The sequence below is a fragment of the Nocardioides ferulae genome (assembly GCF_003660455.1).
GTDB lineage: Bacteria > Actinomycetota > Actinomycetes > Propionibacteriales > Nocardioidaceae > Nocardioides > Nocardioides ferulae.
This window is the reverse complement of sequence record NZ_QZVR01000001.1, coordinates 569,851-592,008: the sequence shown is the minus strand read 5'-3', so window position 1 is coordinate 592,008 and position 22,158 is coordinate 569,851. Positions and strand designations below refer to the sequence as shown.

19 protein-coding genes are annotated in these 22,158 nt (G+C 71.9%); 9 read left to right on the top strand and 10 right to left on the bottom strand.

The window, feature by feature from the left end; translation table 11 throughout:
• The first annotated feature begins 61 nt into the window (after positions 1-61).
• From D6B71_RS02810 to D6B71_RS02785, 6 genes are read left to right on the top strand one after another with little or no spacing between them, the layout of a single operon-like run.
• On the top strand, positions 62-1,363 hold the full coding sequence (locus tag D6B71_RS02810) for an ABC transporter substrate-binding protein (protein ID WP_121251712.1): 1,302 nt from the start codon (positions 62-64) through the stop codon (positions 1,361-1,363).
• A 34-nt stretch (positions 1,364-1,397) separates the two neighbouring features.
• The gene (locus D6B71_RS02805) at positions 1,398-2,357 is read left to right on the top strand and encodes a carbohydrate ABC transporter permease (RefSeq protein ID WP_240641011.1); all 960 of its coding nucleotides are present in this window, start codon (positions 1,398-1,400) and stop codon (positions 2,355-2,357) included.
• 10 nt (positions 2,358-2,367) lie between these two features.
• Positions 2,368-3,207 (top strand): carbohydrate ABC transporter permease, encoded by an 840-nt coding sequence (locus D6B71_RS02800; protein ID WP_121251710.1) that lies wholly within the window; start codon positions 2,368-2,370, stop codon positions 3,205-3,207.
• A gap of 25 nt (positions 3,208-3,232) precedes the next feature.
• On the top strand, positions 3,233-4,291 hold the full coding sequence (locus tag D6B71_RS02795) for a LacI family DNA-binding transcriptional regulator (protein ID WP_206051515.1): 1,059 nt from the start codon (positions 3,233-3,235) through the stop codon (positions 4,289-4,291).
• Positions 4,288-6,576, top strand: a complete 2,289-nt coding sequence (locus D6B71_RS02790; protein ID WP_121251708.1) for a beta-glucosidase family protein — start codon at positions 4,288-4,290, stop codon at positions 6,574-6,576. Before D6B71_RS02795 ends, D6B71_RS02790 begins: the two co-directional genes overlap by 4 nt.
• Complete coding sequence (locus tag D6B71_RS02785; RefSeq protein ID WP_121251706.1) at positions 6,576-7,544, top strand: acetylxylan esterase; 969 nt, start codon at positions 6,576-6,578, stop codon at positions 7,542-7,544. Before D6B71_RS02790 ends, D6B71_RS02785 begins: the two co-directional genes overlap by 1 nt.
• A gap of 32 nt (positions 7,545-7,576) precedes the next feature.
• Here the strand turns inward: D6B71_RS02785 and D6B71_RS02780 are convergent, their stop codons facing one another.
• From D6B71_RS02780 to xylA, 3 genes are read right to left on the bottom strand one after another with little or no spacing between them, the layout of a single operon-like run.
• A complete protein-coding gene (locus D6B71_RS02780) occupies positions 7,577-8,494 on the bottom strand; it encodes an aldose 1-epimerase family protein (RefSeq protein WP_240641010.1) in 918 nt (305 codons plus the stop codon).
• Complete coding sequence (gene xylB, locus D6B71_RS02775) at positions 8,488-9,891, bottom strand: xylulokinase (protein ID WP_121251704.1); 1,404 nt, start codon at positions 9,889-9,891, stop codon at positions 8,488-8,490. The genes D6B71_RS02780 and xylB overlap by 7 nt, the downstream gene beginning before the upstream one ends.
• Positions 9,892-9,895: 4 nt before the next feature.
• The gene (gene xylA, locus D6B71_RS02770; RefSeq protein ID WP_121251702.1) at positions 9,896-11,071 is read right to left on the bottom strand and encodes a xylose isomerase; all 1,176 of its coding nucleotides are present in this window, start codon (positions 11,069-11,071) and stop codon (positions 9,896-9,898) included.
• A 77-nt stretch (positions 11,072-11,148) separates the two neighbouring features.
• Between xylA and D6B71_RS02765 the strand changes: the two genes are divergently transcribed.
• Together D6B71_RS02765 and D6B71_RS23310 are read left to right on the top strand one after the other, a co-directional pair.
• Positions 11,149-12,348, top strand: coding sequence for an ROK family transcriptional regulator (locus D6B71_RS02765; protein WP_121251700.1), 1,200 nt, complete (start codon positions 11,149-11,151; stop codon positions 12,346-12,348).
• Between the two features lie 121 nt (positions 12,349-12,469).
• The gene (locus D6B71_RS23310) at positions 12,470-13,402 is read left to right on the top strand and encodes a M23 family metallopeptidase (protein ID WP_240641009.1); all 933 of its coding nucleotides are present in this window, start codon (positions 12,470-12,472) and stop codon (positions 13,400-13,402) included.
• Positions 13,403-13,805: 403 nt separating this feature from the next.
• Here the strand turns inward: D6B71_RS23310 and D6B71_RS02755 are convergent, their stop codons facing one another.
• Positions 13,806-15,032: a cytochrome P450 gene (locus tag D6B71_RS02755; protein ID WP_206051514.1), complete on the bottom strand. Its 1,227-nt coding sequence runs from the start codon at positions 15,030-15,032 to the stop codon at positions 13,806-13,808.
• A gap of 182 nt (positions 15,033-15,214) precedes the next feature.
• On the opposite strand from D6B71_RS02755, the gene D6B71_RS02750 reads away from it, so the two are divergent.
• Complete coding sequence (locus D6B71_RS02750; protein WP_164519510.1) at positions 15,215-15,775, top strand: TetR/AcrR family transcriptional regulator; 561 nt, start codon at positions 15,215-15,217, stop codon at positions 15,773-15,775.
• Between the two features lie 247 nt (positions 15,776-16,022).
• Here the strand turns inward: D6B71_RS02750 and D6B71_RS22585 are convergent, their stop codons facing one another.
• The 6 genes from D6B71_RS22585 to D6B71_RS02725 form a co-directional block, all read right to left on the bottom strand.
• Complete coding sequence (locus tag D6B71_RS22585; protein ID WP_164519509.1) at positions 16,023-16,172, bottom strand: hypothetical protein; 150 nt, start codon at positions 16,170-16,172, stop codon at positions 16,023-16,025.
• Between the two features lie 37 nt (positions 16,173-16,209).
• A complete protein-coding gene (locus D6B71_RS02745; protein WP_126688180.1) occupies positions 16,210-17,487 on the bottom strand; it encodes a hypothetical protein in 1,278 nt (425 codons plus the stop codon).
• A 177-nt stretch (positions 17,488-17,664) separates the two neighbouring features.
• On the bottom strand, positions 17,665-19,290 hold the full coding sequence (locus tag D6B71_RS02740) for an NAD(P)-binding protein (RefSeq protein WP_206051513.1): 1,626 nt from the start codon (positions 19,288-19,290) through the stop codon (positions 17,665-17,667).
• Complete coding sequence (locus tag D6B71_RS02735) at positions 19,290-20,291, bottom strand: thiamine pyrophosphate-dependent enzyme (RefSeq protein ID WP_121251693.1); 1,002 nt, start codon at positions 20,289-20,291, stop codon at positions 19,290-19,292. The genes D6B71_RS02740 and D6B71_RS02735 overlap by 1 nt, the downstream gene beginning before the upstream one ends.
• A gap of 8 nt (positions 20,292-20,299) precedes the next feature.
• Positions 20,300-21,541 (bottom strand): transketolase C-terminal domain-containing protein, encoded by a 1,242-nt coding sequence (locus tag D6B71_RS02730; RefSeq protein WP_121251691.1) that lies wholly within the window; start codon positions 21,539-21,541, stop codon positions 20,300-20,302.
• Positions 21,534-22,124: a 2-oxoacid:acceptor oxidoreductase family protein gene (locus D6B71_RS02725; RefSeq protein ID WP_121251689.1), complete on the bottom strand. Its 591-nt coding sequence runs from the start codon at positions 22,122-22,124 to the stop codon at positions 21,534-21,536. Before D6B71_RS02725 ends, D6B71_RS02730 begins: the two co-directional genes overlap by 8 nt.
• Positions 22,125-22,158: the final 34 nt, after the last annotated feature.

Below are 22,158 nucleotides of genomic sequence, written 5' to 3'. Positions count from 1 at the left end.
GGGTGCTCACGTGTGGTCCACGTCACTCCAAAGGCGTGGCTGACTGAAGGGACACAAGGGGATGCGTAGGAACACTCGAGGACGGGCGGTCGTCGGCGCGCTCTGTGCCGGGGTCCTGCTGACCGTGGCTGCCTGCGGCAGCGACGACGGCGACGAGGGATCGAACGAAGGCGGGGAGACCACCATCACGTGGTGGCACAACTCCAACAACGAGCCCGGCAAGGGCTACTACGAGCAGGTCGCCAAGGACTTCGAAGCCGAGCACGAGGGCGTCAACGTCGAGATCAGCGCCATGGCGCATGAGGACATGGTCGACAAGCTCGACGCCGCCTTCCAGAGCGGCGACCTGCCCGACATCTACATGGAGCGTGGTGGCGGCGAGGGTGCCGACCACGTCGAGGCCGGCCTCGTGCGCGACCTCACCGATGACGCCGCCGACGAGATCGCCAAGCTCGGTGGCTCCGTCGCCGGTTGGACCGTCGACGACCAGACCTACGCCCTGCCGTTCTCCGTCGGGGTCGTCGGCTTCTGGTACAACACCGACCTGTTCGACAAGGCCGGCATCGACGCCCCGCCGACCACGATGACCGAGCTCTACGACGTCATCGACAAGCTCAAGGCCGCCGACATCACCCCGATCTCCGTGGGCGCCGGCGACCAGTGGCCGGCCGCGCACTACTGGTACTACACCGCGCTGCGCTCCTGCTCCGAGGACGTGCTGAAGGAGGCGGTGACCAGCCTCGACTTCGGTGACGCCTGCTTCGTCCAGGCGGGCGAGGAGCTGGCCGAGCTGATCGACACCGAGCCGTTCAACGCCGGCTTCCTCACCACCCCGGCCCAGGAGGGCGCGACCTCCGCCTCCGGCCTGCTCGCCACCGAGAAGGTCGCCATGGAGCTCGCCGGCCACTGGGAGCCCGGTGTCATGCAGGGCCTCACCGACGACGGCGAGGGCCTGGGCGAGAAGACCGGCTGGTTCCCGTTCCCCGCGGTCGAGGGTGGCGCCGGTGACCCGTCCGCCCAGCTCGGCGGCGGTGACGCCTGGGCGGTCTCCCAGGAGGCCCCCGACCTTGCCGTGGATCTGGTGAAGTACCTCCTCTCCGACGAGGTGCAGATCGGCTTCGCCGAGAACGACATGGGTCTGCCGACCAACCCGGCCGCGAGCGGCTCGGTGTCCGACCCGGCCCTGGCCGAGCTGCTGAAGGTGCGTGACGAGGCCCCGTTCGTCCAGCTCTACTTCGACACCGCGTTCGGCACCTCCGTGGGTGGCGCCATGAACGAGGCGATCGCGCTGCTGTTCGCCGACAAGGCCTCCCCGGAGGACATCGTCGACGCCACGCAGCAGGCCGCCGACATGGAGATGTGAGCGAACTGTGACCCCTGAGCGTGGCGCCACGGCGGTGGCACCCGTTCCCAGCGAGACGGTCACCCGGCGCGAGTCCACCTCGCGCCGGGTGACCGGCCCCCGGCCGGGCACGGGCTGGCGGCAGCGACTGGAGATCGTCGTCTTCGTGACGCCGGCCCTGGCGCTGATGGCCACGTTCGTGCTCTGGCCGGTGATCTCGGCGGCGCGGATGTCGTTCTACTCCTGGCGCGGATTCGGACCGATGGACAAGTTCGTCGGTTGGCGCAACTACGAGCTGGTGCTGGGCGACGACGTGTTCACCGGCGCGGTGATGCACAACTTCATCATCGTGTTCGCCTCGCTGGCGGTGCAGCTGCCCCTCGGGCTCGGCATCGCGCTCCTGCTGAACCGCAAGATCCGCTTCCGCGGGCTGCTGCGGACGATCGTGTTCGTGCCGTACGTCGTCGCCGAGGTGATCGCCGGCGTCGTCTGGTTCCAGCTGCTCCAGCCGGAGTACGGCGTGATCGACGGCCTGATCAAGGCAGTTGGCCTCACCCCTCCGGAGCAGGGCTTCCTCGGCACTCCGGACCTCACGCTGGCGACGCTCTTCGTCGTGCTGACCTGGAAGTACCTCGGCATGGCGGTGCTGCTGTTCATGGCCGGGCTGCAGAGCGTGCCCGACGACCTCTACGAAGCGGCCCAGATCGACGGCGCCTCGTGGTGGCAGGTGCAGCGCCGCATCGCGATCCCGATGCTGGGGCCCACGATCCGCACGTGGATGTTCCTGTCGATGATCGGCTCCCTGCAGCTCTTCGACATGGTCTGGGTGCTCACCCACGGTGGGCCGGCCAACGCCACGACCACGATGGCGACCTACCTGATCAACCAGGGCACCGGACGTGGCAACTACGGCATCGCGGGTGCCGCCTCGGTGATCCTCTTCGTCATCGCGTTCGTGATGGCGCTGGTCTACCAGGTGTTCGTGCTGCGCCGTGACACCAAGGAAGCGCGATGAGGAGGGCCCGATGAGCCGGCAGAAGATGAGGACCTTCGGCGGGGGCGGGCCGCTGGTCTACGCCCTGGCCGCGGTCGTGGTGGCGCTCACCCTGGGGCCGGTCCTCTACGGTGCCCTGGGTGGCTTCCGGAGCAACGAGCAGTTGGCCCGGGACCCGGCCGGCTTGCCGGATCCGTGGGTGACCTCCAACTACACGAACGTGCTCAGCAACGAGGCGTTCTGGCGCTACGCGCTCAACTCCTCGGTGATCGCGGTGGTCACCACGGTGATCGCGGTGCTGGCCGGGGTGATGGCGGCCTACCCGCTGGCGCGCTACCAGTTCAAGCTGCGCGAGCCGCTGTTCATGGTGTTCGTGCTCGGCCTGCTGTTCCCGGCGGCGGTGGCGATCATCCCGCTGTTCATCCTGGTCACTCGCAACCTCGAGCTGGGCAACTCCTGGTGGGGCGTGGCGCTGCCGCAGGCGGCGTTCGCGCTGCCGATCACCGTGGTGATCCTGCGTCCTTTCCTGATGGCCCTGCCCAAGGAACTGGAGGAGGCCGCGATGATCGACGGTGCCTCCCGCGTCGGGGTGTTCTGGCGGATCGCGCTGCCGCTGTCGACGCCTGGGCTGATCACCGTGGGTGTCCTCGCGTTCGTCGGGTCGTGGAACGCCTACCTGCTGCCGCTGCTGCTGCTGCGCGAGGACATGCGTACGCTGCCGCTCGGAGTGGCCGACTACTCGACCGAGCACTCGGCCGACACCGCGGGCGTGCTGGCGTTCACCAGCCTCGCGATGATCCCCGCCCTGATCCTGTTCCTCGCGCTCCAGAAGCGCATCGTCAACGGGCTCCAGGGCGCGGTCAAGGGCTGACCGCCCGCTTTCGGGAAGGACACAGATGAAGACGAGCACGCCGGCGGTCAACGGCCGGCCGGAGCGCCCGCGCCCCAGCGGCCGGGTGACCATGCAGCAGGTCGCCGCGGAGGCGGGTGTCTCGGTCTCGACGGTGTCGAAGGTGATCAACGGCCGCTACGGCGTGGCGAGCGAGACGTTCGACCACGTCACCTCGGTCATCGAGCGGCTCGGCTACGAGGCGAGCCTGGTGGCCCGGAGCCTGCGCAACACCCGCACCGACGTGATCGGCGTGCTGGTGGCCGACTTCGAACCGTTCAGCACCGAGGTGCTCAAGGGTGCCGCGGACGCGGTCCACGGCACCGGCTACGAGCTCGTCGCCTACTCCGCCGGTGGCCGGGTCGACGAGCACGTCGGCTGGGAGCGGCGCTACCTCTCCCGGGTGATGGGCACGTTGGTCGACGGCGCCGTGCTGGTCACCCCGACGGTCACCGACGTCCACTACGACGGCCCCGTCGTGGCGGTCGACCCGCACACCGGCTCCTCGAGCCTGGCCACGGTGACCGCGCACAACCTCCAGGGTGGGCGGTTGGCCGTCGAGCACCTGCTGGAGCTGGGCCACCGCAGGATCGGCATGGTCACCGGCCGCCCGGACCTGCTCTCGGCCCATCTCCGGGAGCAGGGCTACCGCCAGGCCCTCGCCGCCGCGGGGCTCGCGGTGGACGAGACCCTCCTGCAACCGGGTGCGTTCGAGCCGGAGCCGGCCAGGGCGGCTGCCCGGGCCCTGCTGACCGTGTCCGACCCGCCGACGGCGATCTTCGCCGCCAACGACCTCTCGGCGCTGGCCACGCTCGAGGCGGCCGCCGAGCTGGGCATCAAGGTGCCCGGACAGCTCTCGGTCGTGGGTTTCGACAACATCCCGGAGTCGGCGCTGGCCCAGCCGGCCCTGACCACGGTCGAGCAGCCGATCCGCCAGATGGGGCGCGAGGCGACGCGGATGCTGATCGCCCAGATCCGCGGCGAGGAGCTGCCGCAGATCCACCTCACCCTGGACACCACACTCGTGGTGCGCCAGTCCACCGCCGTACGAGGAGACCGCCGATGACCGAGACCTGGCGGGACCCCTCCGCCTCCGTGGCGAGCCGTGTCGCCGACCTGATCCCGCGGATGACGCTGGCGGAGAAGGTCGCCCAGCTCTCCGGGGTGTGGGGGGTCGACCCCGAGCGCGGGGAGATGGCTCCGATGCTCCGCGACGCGATGGGGCCCGCCCGTCCGTGGGACGAGGTCATCGCCGACGGGCTGGGCCAGCTCACCCGCCCGTTCGGGACCGAACCGGTCGAGCCCGCCGATGGCCTGCGCGCCCTCGCCGAGCGGCAGCGCCAGGTCCAGTCGGCGAACCGGTTCGGCATCCCGGCCCAGGTGCACGAGGAGTGCCTCACCGGCCTCGCCGCGTGGCGCGCCACGGTCTACCCCAGCCCCCTGTGCTGGGCCGCCTCGTTCGACCCCGACCTGGTGGAGCAGATGGGTCGCCGGATCGGCGCGAGCATGCGCCGTCTCGGGGTGCACCAGGGACTGGCACCGGTGCTCGACGTGGTGCGCGACCTGCGGTGGGGCCGCGTCGAGGAGACCATGGGTGAGGACCCCTTCCTGGTCGGTCTCACCGGCAGTGCCTACGTCCGTGGCCTCGAGTCCAGTGGCGTGGTCGCCACCCTGAAGCACTTCGCCGGCTACGCCTCGTCGCGGGCGGCGCGCAACCTGGCTCCAGTGGGCATGGGCCCCAGGGAGCTGGCCGACGTGGTGCTGCCTCCGTTCGAGATGGCGCTTCGCGCCGGGGCCCGATCGGTCATGAACTCCTACACCGACACCGACGGGGTGCCCGCCGCGGCCGACCCCTCGCTGCTCACCACCCTCCTGCGCGAGACGCTGGGCTTCGACGGCACGGTGGTCGCCGACTACTTCTCGATCGCCTTTCTGCGCACGCTGCACAAGGTCGCCGAGACCAACGAGGACGCCGCGCGGCTGGCCCTGAGCGCCGGAATCGACGTCGAGCTCCCCTCGCCGAACGTCTACACCGAGCCGCTGCTGGCGGCCGTGGCCGCCGGCACCCTCGACGAGAAGCTGGTGGACCGGGCACTGGAGCGGGTGCTGCGGCAGAAGTGCGAGCTGGGCCTCCTCGACCCCGACTGGGCGCCGGCAGAGGCTGCCGACGTCGAGCTGGACGAGCCCGAGTCGCGGGCCCTCGCGCTCGAGCTGGCCCGCCGCTCGGTGGTGCTGCTGGCCAACGACGGCACCCTGCCGCTGGCGAGCCGGGCCCGGCTCGCCGTGGTCGGCCCTCGCGCCGACACCTTCCAGGCGATGCTCGGGTGCTACTCGTTCCCGATGCACGTGCTGGTCCACTACGACGGCATCGAGCGCGGAGTCGAGATCCGGACCCTGCGCGAGGCCCTCTCGGACACCCACGAGGTCAGCTATGCGGCCGGTGGCTCGGTGGTCACCGCAGACGATGCGGACATCGCCGAGGCCGTGGCGGCAGCCGCCGGTGCCGACGTGTGCGTCGCGGTGCTGGGCGACCAGGCGGGGCTGTTCGGCAACGGGACCTCCGGTGAGGGCTGCGACGTCGCCGACCTGCGGCTGCCCGGACGCCAGGAGGAGCTGCTCGAGGCGCTGCTGGCGACCGGCACCCCCGTGGTCGCGGTGCTGCTGGTCGGGCGCCCCTACGACCTGAGCCGTCAGGTGTCGCGGCTGGCCGGGCTGGTCTGCGGGTTCTTCCCCGGCGAGGAGGGCGCCCAGGCGCTCGCCGACGTGCTGACCGGGCGGGTCAACCCCGGCGGCCGGCTGCCGGTGAGCTTCCCTGGAGCGGGCTCCACGCAGCCGTCGACCTACCTCGCCTCGGCCCTCGGTCAACGCAGCGAGGTCACCGTCGTCGACCCCACCCCGCTGTTCCCGTTCGGCCACGGTCTCGGCTATGCGTCGGCGACCTGGGGCGAGGTCGTCTCGACCACCGGCGCGCAGTGGCCCACCGACGGCTGCACCGAGCTGACCGTCGAGCTCCGCAACGACGCGGACCGGTCGGTCTCGGAGGTCGTCCAGGTCTACCTGCACGACGTCGCCGGATCGGTGGTGCGACCGGTGCAGCAGCTGGTCGCGGCGGCCCGCGTCGACCTGGCCCCCGGCGAGCGGCGGCGGGTCGGGTTCACCCTGCACGCCGACCTCACCTCGTTCACCGGACGTGACCTGGTCCGGCTGGTCGAGCCGGGGGCCGTAGAGCTGCGGGTGGGCGCCTCGAGTGCCGACATCCGTGCCACGCTGGAGCTGGAGCTGGTCGGCGCCGTGCGCGAGCCTGGCGCCGAACGGGAGCTGGTGCCGACGGTCGTCGTCGAGAGCCCCTGATGCAGTACGACTGGCCGCTGGAGCAGGCTCGTGCCTACCACCCGGACCTGCCGGTTCCCGACGATCTCGAGCAGTTCTGGCAGGCCACGCTGGCCCAGGGAGGCGGACCGGTCGAGCTGACCGAGGTGGACAACGGACTGCTCGCCGTCGAGACCTTCGACGTCACCTTCGGCGGGTTCGCCGGCCACCCGGTCCGGGCCTGGCTGCACCTGCCGGCCGCCGCGCTCCGCTCCGGCACCCTGGCGGGCGTGGTGCAGTTCCAGGGCTACAACGGCGGCCGTGGACTCCCGCACGAGCACGTCTTCTGGGCCACGGCCGGCTACGCCCATCTGGTCGTCGACACCCGCGGGCAGGGGAGCGGCTGGACGGTCGGGGCGACCGGCGACCCGTCCGGAACCGGCGGTCCGGCCCAGCCCGGCTTCCTCACCCGAGGCCTGGAGGACCCCCGCGCCTTCTACTACCGGCGAGCCTTTGCCGACGCCGTGCACGCCGTCGCGGCGTTGAGCGAGCACGACCTGGTGGACCGACGGCGGGTCGTCGTCTCCGGGGTCAGCCAGGGCGGCGGGCTCGCCCTGGCCGCCGCTGCGCTCGCTCCGACGCCGGTGGCCGCGGTGCTCTGCGACGTACCGTTCCTGTGCGACTTCCCCCGGGCGGCACGGATCGCCCAGAGCGACCCCTACCTCGAGCTGAGTCGCTATCTGGCCGCGCACCGCGACCGGGTCGACCAGGCATTCGCGACGCTGGCCTACTTCGACGGCGCCGTGCTCGCCCGACGGGCCACCGCCCCGGCGCTGTTCTCGGTCGCGCTGATGGACCGCATCTGCCCGCCGACGACGGTGTTCGCCGCCTACAACTCCTACGCCGGACCCAAGGACATCGAGGTCTACGAGTTCAACGACCACGAGGGCGGAGAGGCGTTCCAGCGCGACCGTCAGCTGGCGTGGCTGCGTCGCAAGCTCACCTCCTGACCTTCAGGGGACGGTGAGAGCCGGTCCTGCCCTCAGGGCAGGACCGGCGCGATGACCCACCACGCGCTGTGTCGCTCGCCGGGCCGCAGGACCACGAGGTCCTCGCCGGAGGACAGGGCGTCCGGTGGGCAGCTCATCGGCTCCAGCGCGAGCCCGGTGCGGTTCAGCGCCGGCTCGGGGCGATCGGCGGTGTGCACCTGGACCCAGGGGAGCTCGGGGCCCCACTCCATGGCCACGCCGCTCCCGTCGTGCGTGAGCAGGGTGGCACGGGCCCGGCCGCGGCTGTCCCGCTCGAGGTCGGTGAAGGCGTGGTCGGCGAAGATCGGGCCGAGCACTCGCGGCTCGGTGAAGTCCAGACCCAGCTCGCCCGCCGGGCGTCGGCCCGTGGGCAGCAGCCGCTCCGGGTCGACGTCGAGCACGGTGGCGGCCGGCAGGTGCAGGGTCCAGTCGTCGACGGTCCCGGGGCCGGCCACCAGGTAGGGGTGGATCGAGCAGCCGTACGGCGCCGCGTCGGCGCCGACGTTGGTGGCGGCCAGATCGAGCCGCAGGCCCTGCTCGCCCAGGGTGTAGGTGGCCTCGAGGTCCAGCCGGAACGGATAGCCCGGCCGGGGGAACAACCGGTGTCCCCACGTCACCGAGCAGGTGGAGCGGTCGAGCAGCGACCAGGCCTCCCACAGGACCAGCCCGTGCAGCGCGGTATGGCGCTCGGGCTCGCTGAGGGCGAGCTGGTGCTCGCGCCCCGCGAACCGGTAGCGGCCGTCGCGCACCCGGTTGGGCCAGGGCGCGAGCACCGCGCCGCTGAAGGCCGGTGCGATCTCGTCGGCGCCGAAGCCACGCACCAGGTCGTGGCCGCGGTGCTGCAGCCGGCGCAGCGACGCGCCGACCTCGGTGAGGGTGGCGCTCAGCTCGCCGTAGGCCAGCTCGACCTGCTCACCCGTCGGACTCAGCACCGGTCGAGCACCGCCTCGCGTGCCTCCGCGTAGCGGGCCCGGATCCGGGGCACCGGGTCCGCGGCGTAGCGCTCCGGCTCGCCCAGCTCCCACGCGGGGGGCTCGGCCGCACCCGAGAGCGCCCAGGCCGCCTGCCGGGCCGCGCCGTCGGCGACAGCCTCCGACTCCGGAGGCACGAGCACGTCACAGCCGAGCACCTGGGGTGCGGACTCGCGGAGCGCCCGCGACTTGGCGCCGCCGCCGACCAGGAGCACCCGGCGTACCTCGACCCCCTGGCCACGCAGGGCGTCCAGGCCGTCGGCGAGGCCGCACAGCACGCCCTCGACGGCCGCGCGGGCCAGGTGGGCGGGGGAGAGGTTGGTGAGCGTGATGCCGTGCAGGGAGCCGGCCGCATCCGGCCGGTTCGGCGTGCGCTCGCCCTCGAGGTAGGGCACCATCACCAGTCCGTCGGCCCCCGGAGCCGTGCGTGCGGCAAGGTCCGACAGCGCCTGGTGGTCCACGCCCAGCATCGAGCCGGTGGCGTCGAGCACCCGCGCGGCGTTCAGCATCGCCACCAGCGGGAGGTAGCGGCCGGTCGCGTCGGCGAACCCGGCCACGGTGCCCGTGGGGTCGTTGGCGGCGGTCTCGGACACCGCACACGCGACGCCGGACGTGCCGACACTGAGCACCACGTCGCCGACCCCGGCGGAGAGGCCGAGGGCGGAGGCCGCGTTGTCCCCGGCGCCGGCCGCCACCAAGGCCCCGGGCGCGATGGTGGTCGCGGTACCGGCGGACTCGGAGGGCGCCAGCACCCGTGGGAGCACCAGGTCGTGGCCGATGCCGCGACGCACCAGCTCCGGCAGGTAGGTGACCGTCTGCGGGTCGAACCAGCCGGTGCCGCTGGCGTCGCTGCGGTCCGTGGTGAGCGCGGTCAGGTCGCCGCCTCCGCGCAGCCGCCAGGTGAGCCAGTCGTGCGGCAGGCAGACCGCGGCGGTGCGAGCGGCGTTCTCGGGCTCGTGCTCGGCGACCCAGCGGGCCTTGGTGATGGTGAACGACGCCACCGGCACCAGCCCGGTGGACCTGGCCCACTCCTCGGCCCCCAGCTCGTCGACGAGGTCGCGCGCCTGGGGGGCGGAGCGGGTGTCGTTCCACAGCAGCGCAGGGCGGACCACCTCGCCACGCTCGTCGAGCGAGACGTAGCCGTGCTGCTGCCCACCCACCGCGATCGCGGCGACGTCGTCGAGGCCGCCGGCGGCCGCGACGGCCTCGTAGAGCGCGGCCTCCCAGGCGCGGGGGTCGACCTCGGACCCGGCGGGGTGCGGGGCGCGGCCGTGGCGCACCAGCGCCCCGGTGACCGCGTCGCGGACCACCACCGTGCATGACTGGGTCGAGGAGTCGACCCCGGCGACGAGCGGCATCGGATCAGCGGGCGCCGAGCAGGTGCTCGATCGCGAGCTGCTCGAGCCGGACCGCCCCCACCGACCGCGCGCCGGCCGTCTCGGTGTCGTAGTCCTCGAAGGCGGCGCGGTCGGCGGCCAGGTCTCGCCAGGACTCGCCGGCGGCGAGGGTCGGCTGGGCCAGCTCCGGCACCTGGGCGGCCTCGAGGGCCTCGACCACCTCGGGGTCGGCGCGGAACGCGGCGGCCCGCTCCTTGAGCAGCAGGTAGGTGCGCATGTTGGCAGCGGCGCTGCGCCAGACACCGTCGTAGCTCTCGGTGCGCAGCGGCTTGTAGTCGAAGTGGCGGGGGCCCTGGTAGCCGCCGCTCTCGAGCAGGTCGACGAGGAAGAACGCGTTGATCAGGTCGCCGTGGCCGAAGATCAGGTCCTGGTCGTACTTGATGCCGCGCTGACCGTTGAGGTCGATGTGGAACAGCTTGCCCTGCCACAGCGCCTGGGCGATGCCGTGCACGAAGTTCAGGCCCGCCATCTGCTCGTGACCGACCTCGGGGTTCAGGCCGACCCGGTCGGCGTGCTCGAGGGTGTTGATGAAGGCGAGCGCGTGGCCGACGGTCGGGAGCAGGATGTCGCCGCGGGGCTCGTTGGGCTTCGGCTCGAGGGCGAAGCGGATGTCGTAGCCGTTGTCGAGGCAGTACTGCTGGAGGGTGTCGAGGCCCTCGCGCATCCGGTCCAGCGCAGCCGCGACGTCCTTGGTGGTCTCGGTCTCCGAGCCCTCGCGTCCGCCCCAGAAGACGTAGGTGTGGGCGCCCAGCTCGGCGGCGAGGTCGAGGTTGCGCATCACCTTGCGCATCGCGAACCGGCGCACGCCGCGGTCGTTGGCGGTGAGCGCACCCTCCTTGAACATCGGGTGCGTGAACAGGTTGGTGGTCATCATCGGGACCTTGAGCCCGGTGCCGTCGAGCGCCTCGCGGAACGCGGTGATGCGCCGCTGCCGCTCGGCGTCGTCGCTGCCGAAGGGGATCAGGTCGTCGTCGTGGAAGGTGATGCCGTAGGCGCCCAGCTCGGCCAGCTTGTGGACGGCCTCGACGGCGTCGAGCGGGGCCCGGGTGGCCTCACCGAAGGGGTCGCGGGCGGTCCAGCCCACGGTCCACAGACCGAAGGTGAAGTGGTCCGCGGGAGTCGGCGTCAGGTGCTCGGACATGGAAGGCCTCCAACTGGTTAGTCCACGACTTAGACGAACCTCAACCTAGCACGCGAATCTGCCGTACGCTGCCGATCGTGGGCAGGATTCAGGGCTCGGGTTCGCTGCGCGAGGCGAACACCCGGCTGGTGGTCGAGCAGCTGCGTCACAGCGGCCCCACGACCCGGCCGGCACTGGCCCGCAGCACCGGCCTCGCCAAGCAGACCGTGTCGACGATCGTCGCCCGGCTGATGACCGACGGGATCGCCCGGGAGGCCGGTATCCAGCCCGCCGAGCGCAGCGGCGGCCGCCCCGCCGTGCTCGTCGAGTACGCCGCGGACCGGGCCTACGTCGCGGGCCTCGAGATCGGCGTCGGCCGGACTCGGATTATGCTGGCCGATCTGCTCGGCAACGCCGTGGTGGTGCAGGAGGTGCACCCGGAGGGCCGCTCCGCGCGCCGGCCCGCGGAGAAGCTGGTCGCCGGCCTGGTCGGCGAGCTCGAGCGGCTGCTGGCCGAGCGTGGGGGCCTCGAGCGACTGCACGCCGTCGGGGTGAGCGTCACCGGTCTGGTGCATCCGGCGAGCGGCTCCTGCGTGCTGGCCCCGAACCTGGGCTGGCGAGACGTTCCCGTCGCCGGGCTCGTGTCCGCCGCGATCGGATCGGACGCCCAGGTGCCGGTGATCGTGCGAGGTGCCGCCCAGGCGTCCCTCATCGCCGAGCACCGCGAGGGTGCCGCCGTCGGCGAGCCCGACGTGGTGCTGGTCTTCGAGGACGAGGGCGTCGGCGCCGCCGTGGTCGAGGCCGACCACCTGGTGGAGGGGGTCGACGGCACGGCCGGCGAGCTCGGTCACTGCGCCTGGCCAGGAGCCGAGCGGCGATGCGGCTGCGGCCGGCGCGGCTGCGTCGAGACGCTGACCTCCGGTCCGGCCGTGCGCCGTGAGATCGAGGCGCGCACCGGGCGGCGGCTGCCGCGCCGACCGGGCACACCGACCTACGCCCTGCTCGCGGAGCAGGCCGACGAGCCCGCCGTCGCCGAGGCGGTGCGGGACGCCGGGCGGGTGCTGGGCACCGCGGTGTCGTGGGTGACCGCGATCACCGCGCCGCGACTGGTGGTGCTGTCCGGCTCGTTGATCGCCGCCCCGGACCAGCTGCGCGCCGGGATCGTCGCCTCGTTGCGGCAGCGGGCCCTGCACGGCGGCCCGGCCCGGGTCGTGCCCGGGGCGCTCGGCGCCGACGCCGCGCTCCGCGGCGTCGTACTGCTGGCGCTGGACCGGGCCCGGGAGTCGACCGCCCGCTGACGGTCAACCCGCCGAACCCGTCAGGTGCCGGCGCTCGGAGCCGATAGAGAGCGCGAAGCCAGCTCACTCGATCCGAGGACCGCCAGTGTCGTCTCCGCACCCGTCGACGGGTCAGCCCCCCGTGGGGCCTCCGCCGCCGAGCCTGCCTCCGTTCTGGGCCAGCTGGTGGGTCGGTGCCGCGATCGTCGCCGTGCTCTGCGGCGTCCTGGCGCTGAGCTGGCTGCAGTACGACGCGCTCGACGCGCCCGACCCCACGACTGTCGCGGATGCGAACGCGGCCGAGGCGCCCGTCCTCGCGGTGCCGGCGGAGCAGCCCGGTGCGTCCGGCGTGCGGTCGCCCGCGACGACGAGGTCCAGGGGCTCCGTGGACCGGACCGAGGACAAGCCACGCCCGGAGCGGCCGGATGTGTCCGCCGCGAAGCCGGCCGGCAACCCCGGCCGGCCGTCCCCGGCTGCCGGGGCAGAGAAGGCGCAGGCGACGCCCCGTGGCTCGGCTCCGGTCGCCGCACCGAGCCGGACCCGGTTCGAGGGCTCGCCGGCGATGCAGGGCGACGCCCCGCTGAGCGCCCAGGAGCGGGCGGTGACGCGGTCGGTGATGCAGTCGGCTCGGGTCATGTTGGTGACCCCACCCACGAGCCCGCCCCCGGGCATCGCGGCCCCGTGGGTGCTGCCGGTGACCGACTACCGGCTCACCGCCGTCTTCGGCCAGACCGGCGAGTACTGGGCCACGTCGCACACCGGTCTCGACTTCGCCGCCCCCACCGGCACGCCGGTGGTCACGGTGGACGCCGGCACGGTCACCTTCGCGGGCACCGCCGGCGCCTACGGGCTCAAGATCGAGGTGACCCACCCCGACGGCAGCGAGACCTGGTACAGCCACCTCTCGCGCCTCGACGTCTCCGACGGCGACCTGCTCCAGCGAGGCCAGCAGATCGGTGCCGTGGGCGCCACCGGCAACGTGACCGGACCCCACCTGCACCTCGAGGTGCGCACGCCCGCCGGCGAGGCGATCGACCCGGCGACGGCGCTCGCCGAGCGCGGCGCGCAGGTCTGAGCATCGGCTCAACCCACATGCCCTCGGGCGATCGGGTGGCGTTTCGAGGGCACTCGTCCCAGTGCAGGGCGGCGGTCTGCCGAGACGCGGTCAGATCGGAGACGAGGGTGCCGGGGACTTCTCGCGCCTCGAAAGCTGGGAGCGAACCAGCGTGCGCACCATCAGGAACAGCCCGTCTGCCGACAGCAACGCTCCGATGACTCGGAGCGACCACGGACACGCATTGCCGGGCGCCCGTGGGCGCGCGATGCCGAGGTCATATGCGGACCCTTCGTGGAACTCGTCCACCAGAGCCCGCTCATGCCGCGACCCGAGCGTGCGCCGTCATGCCGAGATCCGGTTGGCGGTGATCGTCAGGTCAACCCGCTGCCAAGCGGATACTGCTCGCGGTCGAGTGCGGGCGCTACTTGTTGAAGGTCAGTGGCAGCGACTCTGCTCGCCGGACCACGACGCTCTTCACCCAGACGGGCGGTGTGTTGGGGTTGAGCGCGAAGGTGTTGGTGTTGGACAGGAGTGTGCGGACTGCCGCGGTGGCCTCCAGGCGTGCGAGTGATGAGCCGACGCAGAAGTGGGTGCCCTTGCCGAAAGCGAGGTGTTGGCGGATCCCTGGGCGAGCGAGGTCGATGCGGTCGGGGTTGTCGTAGCGGGTGGCGTCGCGGTTCGCGGAGGACCACAGTAGGAGCAGGTGGCTGCCGATCGGGATGGTGACTCCGCCGAGTTCGGTGTCGGAGGTGGCGACCCGGTAGTGGCCGCGCAGCGGTGGGTCGAGTCGCAGGCATTCCTCGAGGAACGGGTCGATGAGGGCGGCGTCTGCACGCAAGGCGTCCTGGAGTCCTGGATCCTGGGCGAGGTACCGGGCGGCGGTGCCGATGAGTCCGGCGGTGGTCTCGGCACCGGCTCCGACCAGCTGCATCAGGATCATCGTGGCGGTGCCGAGCTCGATGTCGCCGCGGTCGAGCGCTGTGGCGAGGACGCCGAAGAGTCCGTCGGCGCCGGGGTCGGTCGCGTTCAGGGTGCGTTCGAGGTAGTCGTGGAGTCCGAAGGTGGCACTGACAAGCTGCTCCATGCGCTGCGGTGTTGCGAGTCCACCAAGGAGCTCGACGCTCTCGTAGGCGGCCGTGAGGAGCTGGGGAACCTCCTCGTCGGGCATTCCGAGGAGCTTGGCGAGGATGGCTGGTGGGAGGCGGTTGGCGACGGCTGCGCCCCAGTCGATCCTGCCCTCATGTGCGTGGTCGGCCCACAGTTGCGCGGCGATCTCGTCTGCGGCGGTCTCGAGGACGCGGATGCGTTTTGCCAAGGCATGGAGGACGAACTTGCGATGCGCCCTGTGAGCGCTGCCATCGGCCGTGGCCAGGACCTGCTCGATGGCTCCGCCGAGGTCCATCGCGAACCGGCCAGGCCGGCCGTCGGGACCGAGCACCAAGATGGCGCGCAGGTTCGATGAGAAGTCGTCGGTGCGCCCCACCGCCTCCTCGACCAGGTCCGCGGTCGAGACCAGGTAGAACGTCGTGCCTGGCACCTGGTGGATCGGGGCGTGCTCGCGCAACCGGGAGTACAGCGGGTACGGGTCCGCGATGGCGTCGGAGGCGAAGAGATCCAGGTTCGGGGCCGATGCCATCGGAGTGCTCACCCGGGAATCGTTCAGCCCTGACAACCTTGGGGCAAGGGGTGTGCCGAGGGTGAGACACAGTGCGTTCGCGTCCGTCACCGTACTGTCTCACCAGCCCCCGACCGGGTTCGTGGAATCAGCGACAGAGAAGCCCCGACTGTCCTACTGTGAGACAAGATCGGTACAGCGTCTCAGGGGGTGTGGTGGGAACCGGGTTCGACTGGCTCGCTGGCGGCGACCGGCGTGAAGCGGCGACGAGGGCGATCTACGCCGCGGCGCGTGAACAGCTCCTCGAGCGCGGGCCGGGCAAGTTCACGGCTGAGGCAGTCGCGCGGCGTGCCGGCTGCTCGCGAGCCACGCTGTACCGGGTCGTGGGCGGCAAGACGGCCCTCCTCGACGCGGTGATGACTGACGCAGCGGCCGCACTCGGCCGCCGGATCGAGACCGGCGTTGCTGGGCTCGAGGGCGCCGAACGAATCAGCGAAGCCATCCTCATCGGACTGAGCGAGCTCCGCGCCGACGAGTCCGTTCACCGGTGGGTACGCCAGACCGTCCGGAGCAGCGACTTCCTGCAAGGCTCGTCACCTCTGATCAACGTGGCCGCCAGCTGGCTCGGGGGCGCACCCCCCGACGGGCGAGACGCCCGACTGGCCGGTGAGTGGATCGTCCGCGTGTACCTCTCCTTCATCGCCTGGCCAGCACCAGATGAAGTGACCGAAGCCCGACTCGTCCGCGAGTTCGTCGCGCCAGCCTTCGCCGGGTGACCAGTCGCTGAACCCAGGAGTAGCCGTGCACGTTCACCCCGCACACCAACCTGGATGACAGCGCGTCGCAGACCTCCTTGCTCAGCCCCCGGGCCGCTGCCCGCTGGTATCTCGACGGAGGAAAGTCAAACCACGCGGTGTTGTCGAGGCGCGGACTCGACTCGCTGGAGCACTTCACTCCGTCCGTCTACGAACGCATCTGCCGCGACCCGCGCGTTTCGGGGGAACGGCATACCGCCTTCTTGCCTCAGGCTGCGGGGTCGTAGTCGCTCTGGACCCCCTCGCTGCCGGCGCTCTGGGTGCTCACCGCAGTTGCGGTGGCGGCCGTCGTCCTTGGCGCGACCGAGTTCCGGGCGACCAGCTGGTGGCTGAGCACCGCGCTGTGGGTCTTCGTCACCGCGTCGGTCTGGCTCCGCAGACGCAGGCGTTAGCCCTCACGCGGCGTTGGTGTTGGGGAGTCGGCGGCTGCCGGTGTGGTCGACGAGGTAGTGGCCGCCGTGGGGGTCGCGCCAGAGGTAGATGCCGGGGAAGGGTTGTTTGACGTCCCAGTTGGCGTGGGTCTTGAGGCGGTGGTGGAAGGCGGTCAGGGGGCCGTAGTTCCCGATCCGGCTCTGACCGGGTGGACCGTCTGGTTGCCAGGGTTCGGTGTGGTCGATCTGTTTGCGTCGGCTGGTGTTCGAGCCCCAGGGGAAGACATCGGCGGGGGTCATCAGGTGCACGGCTTGGCGGTGGCGCTCGGGGATCTCGTAGGCATCGACCGGGGCCTGTCCGGCCAGGTCGAGGACGGGTTGGATGCGGAACCGGGCTCGGGGGCCGAGCAGGTCACGGACCCAGGCCTCGGAGACTGGTCCGTGGCCCTCGACCCGGGCGATGCCTTCGCCTTCGCGGCCGCCGTAGCAGTGGATGTGGAGCTGGACCGCGGGGAGGAGGTCACTGACCTCGGTCTGGGCGTCGGTGTCGGGGTCGGCACCGATCGCGAGGGCGAGGACGGCGTGGACGCGTCGGTCGTCGTCGGTCTTGAGGAGCGGGTCGTCGGGGCGGGCCTCGGCGAGCTTGTCGGCGCGGGCGGTGATGGCGGCGTCGATGGCGTTGATGGTCGCGATGTCGGCGCGGATGAGGAAGGAGGCCATCCCGTGGGCCTCGCTGCGGGTCTTCTTCGCGAACCGGGCCGTCGCCGCTTTCCGTTCCTTCTCCGCCGCGGCGGCAGGCGCGGCTTGGGCGACCTTGCCCTCGACCAGGGCCTCGAAGCGGGACCAGGGGATCCGGCCGTCGGCGGACTCGGCGACACCGGCGTCGACGAACGCGGCCTCCTCGGGCTCCAGCTCGCGAGTCTTGGTCACGACGTGGCGGGCGTAGGAGGCGCGGACCTCTCCGGCCTGGACCCGGGTCCAGAGTTGGGGGTGGCGGTGCTGGAGGTCGAGGGCGTCGGCGATCAGCTGGGCGCCGGCGTAGGAGGACCGGCCGATCCGGGCCCCGAACGTGGCGGCGGCGAAGTCGCTCACCATGGGGGTGCCCTTGCCGCCGAACAGCTTGCCCTTCTCCCGGCCCGGCAGCGCCGACTGTTTGGGGTTGAGGCGGTCGGGGTGGTGGAGCACGGCCCATTGGTGGGCGAGCTCGAGGAGGTCGGTCTCGGCGTCGCGGATCGCGGTCGCGCGGGCGGTGGCGGCGTCGAGGACCTCGTCCATCGACATCTCGTCCACTGCTTCGATCATGGGTCTAGTAGATCAGTGACCACCGACAGCCGAACGCCTGTTCGCATCGGTCTCGGCGTTTCCGGTGGTCACGGAATGGTCACGATCTCCTGCCACAGGGCAGGGCGCCGGGGGCGGGAGGGTCTCGGCAGGATCGAGCACCGAGGCCGACCGGGTGGGAGGCCCAGGACGCTCGGGTCAGACCTCCTCGGGCACCATCCGGATCGCGCCGGCGGGGCACTCGGCGGCGCACAGGCCGCACCCCTTGCAGTAGTCGAGGTCGATCACATACGGCTCGCCGTCCGTGCCCGGCTTCAGCACCGCGTTGTCGGGGCAGACCGCGAAGCAGTTGTCGCACTCGAAGCAGTTGCCGCACGACATGCAGCGCCGCGCCTCGTAGAGCGCGGTCGACTCGTCGAGCCCCTGCACGACCTCGTCGAACGTCGACTCGCGACGGGCCCGGTCGAGCAGGTCCCGGTGGGTGCGCGGGGCGTCTGAGTAGTACCAGGTGTTCAGGGCCTCGAAGGAGGCCGGCTCGGGCCGGTTGTTCGGCGGAGCGACGGTGCCCTTCAACCAGGCGTCGATGTGCCGGGCGGCGGCCTTGCCGTGGCCGATCGCGTCGGTGACCGAGCGCCCCATGGTCAGGTCGCCGCCGGCGAAGACGCCGGGCAGACCGGTCATCCGGTCAGGGCCGATCGCGACCTGGCCGTCGTCGGTGATCAGCCCGTCGACACCCTCGAGCAGCGAGAGGTCCGACTCCTGGCCGAGCGCGAGCACCAGCGAGTCGGCGGCGAGCTCTTCGACCTCGCCGGTGGGCTGGGGGAAGCCGTTCGCGTCGAGCTCCATCCGCTCGACGAGCAGCCGGTCGGCCTCGACCTGCTTGACGGTGCTCAGCCACTTGAACCTCACACCCTCGTCGCGGGCCTCCTGCAGCTCGGATTCGTGCGCGGGCATCCGGTCGCGGGTACGCCGATAGACGACGACCGCCTCCGAGGCGCCGAGCCGGCGCGCCGTGCGGGCGGCGTCCAGGGCGGTGTTTCCGCCGCCGTAGACCGCGACGCGCCGTCCGAGGACCGGCGTGCCACCGGTCTCGACGTCGCGCAGCAGCGCCAGCGCGTCGAGCACCCTGGCCGCGGAGCCCGCGGGGATGTAGGCGTTCTTGGCGATCGGGGCGCCGACGGCGAGGAAGACCGCGTCGAAGCGGTGACGCTCGGCCACCAGGTCGTCGACGGGCGTCTCCAGCTCCAGCTTGACCCCGAGGTCGAGGATCCGCTGGATCTCGGCGTCGAGGACCTCGCGGTCGAGGCGGTAGCGGGGGATCGCGTAGCGCATCAGGCCGCCCGGCTGCGGGCCGGCGTCCTTGATCGTCACGTGGTGGCCCCGGCGGGCCAGGTGATAGGCGGCGGACAGCCCGGACGGACCGGCGCCGACCACGAGCACGTGCATGCCGCTGGACGGCACGTCGACGCTGACCTTCCAGCCCTGCCGGATCGCCTCGTCGCCGAGGAACCGTTCGACGGAGTTGATGCCCACCGCGTCGTCGAGACGCACCCGGTTGCACGCGGTCTGACAGGGGTGGTAGCAGACCCGGCCCATCACCGCGGGGAACGGGTTGTCCTCCATCATCACCCGCCAGGCGCGCTCGTAGCCCGCACCGCCGGACTCGGCCTCGAACAGCCAGGCCTGGATGTTCTCTCCAGCCGGGCACTCGTTGTTGCACGGCGGCATCCGATGGGTGTACTCCGGGCGCTCGGTGCGCCAGGCGCCGGTGTGGTTGGCCTTGCTGGACCCGACGTCCAGCGTGATGGCGAAGGGCTTGTCCATCACCGGTCTCCTTCCGAGAGCAGCCCGAACCGGGCGATGGTGCGGTCGGCTCTGGCCTGCAGCCGCTCGACGATGTCGGGGCGGCCGGGGTCGCCGAAGAGGTGGGCGTAGCGCTTCTGGGGGCGGAGGTACTCCGTCACGGGCACCTGCCGCCGGAGCTTCGACACCGCGGTGACGTCGCCCTGCTCGGCCTCGAACACGGGGAAGATGCCGGACTCCTTCGCGAGCCGGGCGAGACGGATCGTCTCCGAGGAGTCGGCGCCCCAGCCGAGCGGACACGGCACCAGCACGTGCAGGTAGCGCGCCCCGCGCATCCCCATCGCCGTCTCGACCTTGGCCTCCAGGTCGTGCAGGTCGGCGACGGTCGCGGTGGCGACATAAGGGATCTCGTGCGCCATCGCGATCAACGGCGCGAACTTGCCCTGCCCGAACACGTTGCCGGGCTCGGCGCCCAGGGCCTTGGTGTTCGCGGTCCGGGCCGCCGGGGGAGTGGCCCCCGAGCGCTGCACGCCGGTGTTCATGTAGCCCTGGTTGTCGTAGCAGACGAACAGCACGTCGTCGTTGCGCTCGAACATGCCCGAGAGCGTGCCGAAGCCGATGTCGACCGTGCCCCCGTCACCGGCCTGGGCCACCACCCGGATGTCCTCGCGGCCCTTGGCCTTCAACGCGGCGGCCACCCCGGACGCGACGGCGGGGCCGTTGCCGAACAGTGAGTGCAACCACGGCAGCTGCCACGACGACTCGGGATAGGGAGTGGTGAAGACCTCCAGGCACCCGGTCGAGTTCACCGCGACCATCGAGCCCTTCGTGACCCGCATCGCCGCGTCGAGGACATAGCGGGCGCCGAGCGCCTCGCCGCAGCCGCGGCAGGCACGGTGGCCCGAGGTCAGGGTGTTCGAGCGGCCGGTGCGGGCCTGCACGGTGCGCTGCGCGGGGTCGAGCAGCCGGTTCCCGGCGACGAAGGTGCCGGTCTGGTAGAGCTTGATCTCCTGGAAGGCCATCGCTGGTCCTACCTCCCGGACTCGCGGGTCAGGTGGTCGACGTGCGGCCCGGGCGGGACACCGGTGCCGGGCCGGCGCAGCTCGCGCTGCACGACCTGGGTGTCGAGGTCGAGGAAGTGCAGGGTGTTCGCGGGCATCCGGCCCTCGCGGACGTCGGCGATCAGGCGGCGCAGCGACTCGCGGGTGACGGGGCGCCCGCCGAGGCCGGCGGCCACCTCGAAGACCTCGGCAGCGAGACCGTTCAGCGAGAGCCGCACGTCGCGGGAGACGATGCCGCCCACGCCGGGCGCGAAGGAGCGCTCCACCACGAGGACCTGCCGGGCGGAGGCGAGCGCCGCGCGCACCTCCTCCTCCGGCCAGGGGCGGAAGCACCCGATGCCGAGCACGCCGATCGGCACCCCCTCCTCGCGAAGGGTGTCCACCACGTCCTGGATGGTCCCGAGGATCGAGCCCAGCGCCACGACCACGATCTCGGCACCGTCGAGGCGGTAGGGGCGCACCAGGCCGCCCGAGGAGCGGCCGAAGCGCTCCTCGAACTCGCTGGCCAGCGTCGGGATGATGTCCAGCGCCGCGGCCTGCTTGGCGTGCATCAGGTAGCGGACCTCGGTGAACGCCTCCGGCCCGACCATCGCGCCGATCGTCATCGGCTCCTCGGGGTCGAGCGCCTGTCGCGGCACCCGAGGCGGGAGGTAGGCGTCGACGTCGGCCTGCTCGGGCAGGTCGACCGGCTCGAAGGCGTGGGTGAGGACGAACCCGTCCATGCACACCATCACCGGGAGCTCGAGCTGCTCGGCGAGCCGGAAGGCCTGGAGGTGGAGGTCGGCAGCCTCCTGGTTCGACTCGGCGTACAGCTGGATCCACCCGGAGTCACGCATCGCCATGGTGTCGGAGTGGTCGTTCCAGATGTTGATCGGTGCGCCGATGGCCCGGTTCGCCACGGTCATCACCGTCGGCAGCCCCAGGCCGGAGGCGTTGAACAGTGCCTCCGCCATGAACAGCAGCCCCTGGCTGGAGGTGGCGGTGTAGGTCCGCGTCCCGGCCGCCGCCGCGCCGATGCAGGCCGACATCGCGCCGAACTCCGACTCGACCATGAGGTACTCGCAGCCCTCGAGGTCACCGGTGCGCACCAGGTCGGAGAGGGACTCGACGATGTGGGTCTGTGGGGAGATGGGGTACGCCGCGATCACCTGCGGACGACAGCGCGCGATGGCCTGCGCCACCGCTTGGGAACCCTCGATCTGACTACGCATCGGCCGGCCTTCCGAGTGTGGTGAGGACCTGTTCGTGCGCCGCCTCGGCGGTGGCCACGTTGCCGGCGGCCACCGCCCCGGCGAACCGGCCGCGGATCGCATCGCTCACCGAGGCCAGGGAGACCTGCCCGGTGAGCGCGGCGAACGCGCCCAGCAGGCCGGCGTTCGGTAGCGGACGGCCCAGGTGGGTGCGGGCCAGCTCGGTGCCGGCCACGGTCACGGTGTGACCCGCGGGCAGCTCGGCGGCAGGGCCGGCGAGGCCGTGCTCCAGCAGCTCCTCGAGCGTCCTCGAGGTGTTCAGGAGGAGGAAGCCGCGCGGGCTCAGGCCGGCGAAGATGCTCGTCTGGTGCAGCAGCGTGAGGTCCTGCACGATCAGCGCGTCGGGATGCTCGATCGGCTCGCGCAGCCGGATCGGCCGGTCGTCGATGCGGCAGTAGGCCACCACCGGCGCTCCCGTGCGCTCGGACCCGAAGGTCGGGAACGCCTGGGCGTAGCGGCCCTCGTCGAAGGCTGCCACCGAGAGCAGCTCGGCGGCGGTGACCGTGCCCTGACCGCCGCGACCGTGGATGCGTACCGAGAACATGGGATCCTCCTTGCGCTCGACGCTACGGTCCCCT

Coding starts and splice junctions, on each gene's coding strand:
- D6B71_RS02810 (WP_121251712.1), top strand. CDS start 62: ATGCGTAGGAACACTCGAGGACGGGCGGTCGTCGGCGCGCTCTGTGCC.
- D6B71_RS02800 (WP_121251710.1), top strand. CDS start 2,368: ATGAGCCGGCAGAAGATGAGGACCTTCGGCGGGGGCGGGCCGCTGGTC.
- D6B71_RS02795 (WP_206051515.1), top strand. CDS start 3,233: ATGAAGACGAGCACGCCGGCGGTCAACGGCCGGCCGGAGCGCCCGCGC.
- D6B71_RS02790 (WP_121251708.1), top strand. CDS start 4,288: ATGACCGAGACCTGGCGGGACCCCTCCGCCTCCGTGGCGAGCCGTGTC.
- D6B71_RS02785 (WP_121251706.1), top strand. CDS start 6,576: ATGCAGTACGACTGGCCGCTGGAGCAGGCTCGTGCCTACCACCCGGAC.
- xylB (WP_121251704.1), bottom strand. CDS start 9,891: ATGCCGCTCGTCGCCGGGGTCGACTCCTCGACCCAGTCATGCACGGTG.
- xylA (WP_121251702.1), bottom strand. CDS start 11,071: ATGTCCGAGCACCTGACGCCGACTCCCGCGGACCACTTCACCTTCGGT.
- D6B71_RS02745 (WP_126688180.1), bottom strand. CDS start 17,487: ATGATCGAAGCAGTGGACGAGATGTCGATGGACGAGGTCCTCGACGCC.
- D6B71_RS02740 (WP_206051513.1), bottom strand. CDS start 19,290: ATGGACAAGCCCTTCGCCATCACGCTGGACGTCGGGTCCAGCAAGGCC.
- D6B71_RS02735 (WP_121251693.1), bottom strand. CDS start 20,291: ATGGCCTTCCAGGAGATCAAGCTCTACCAGACCGGCACCTTCGTCGCC.
- D6B71_RS02730 (WP_121251691.1), bottom strand. CDS start 21,541: ATGCGTAGTCAGATCGAGGGTTCCCAAGCGGTGGCGCAGGCCATCGCG.
- D6B71_RS02725 (WP_121251689.1), bottom strand. CDS start 22,124: ATGTTCTCGGTACGCATCCACGGTCGCGGCGGTCAGGGCACGGTCACC.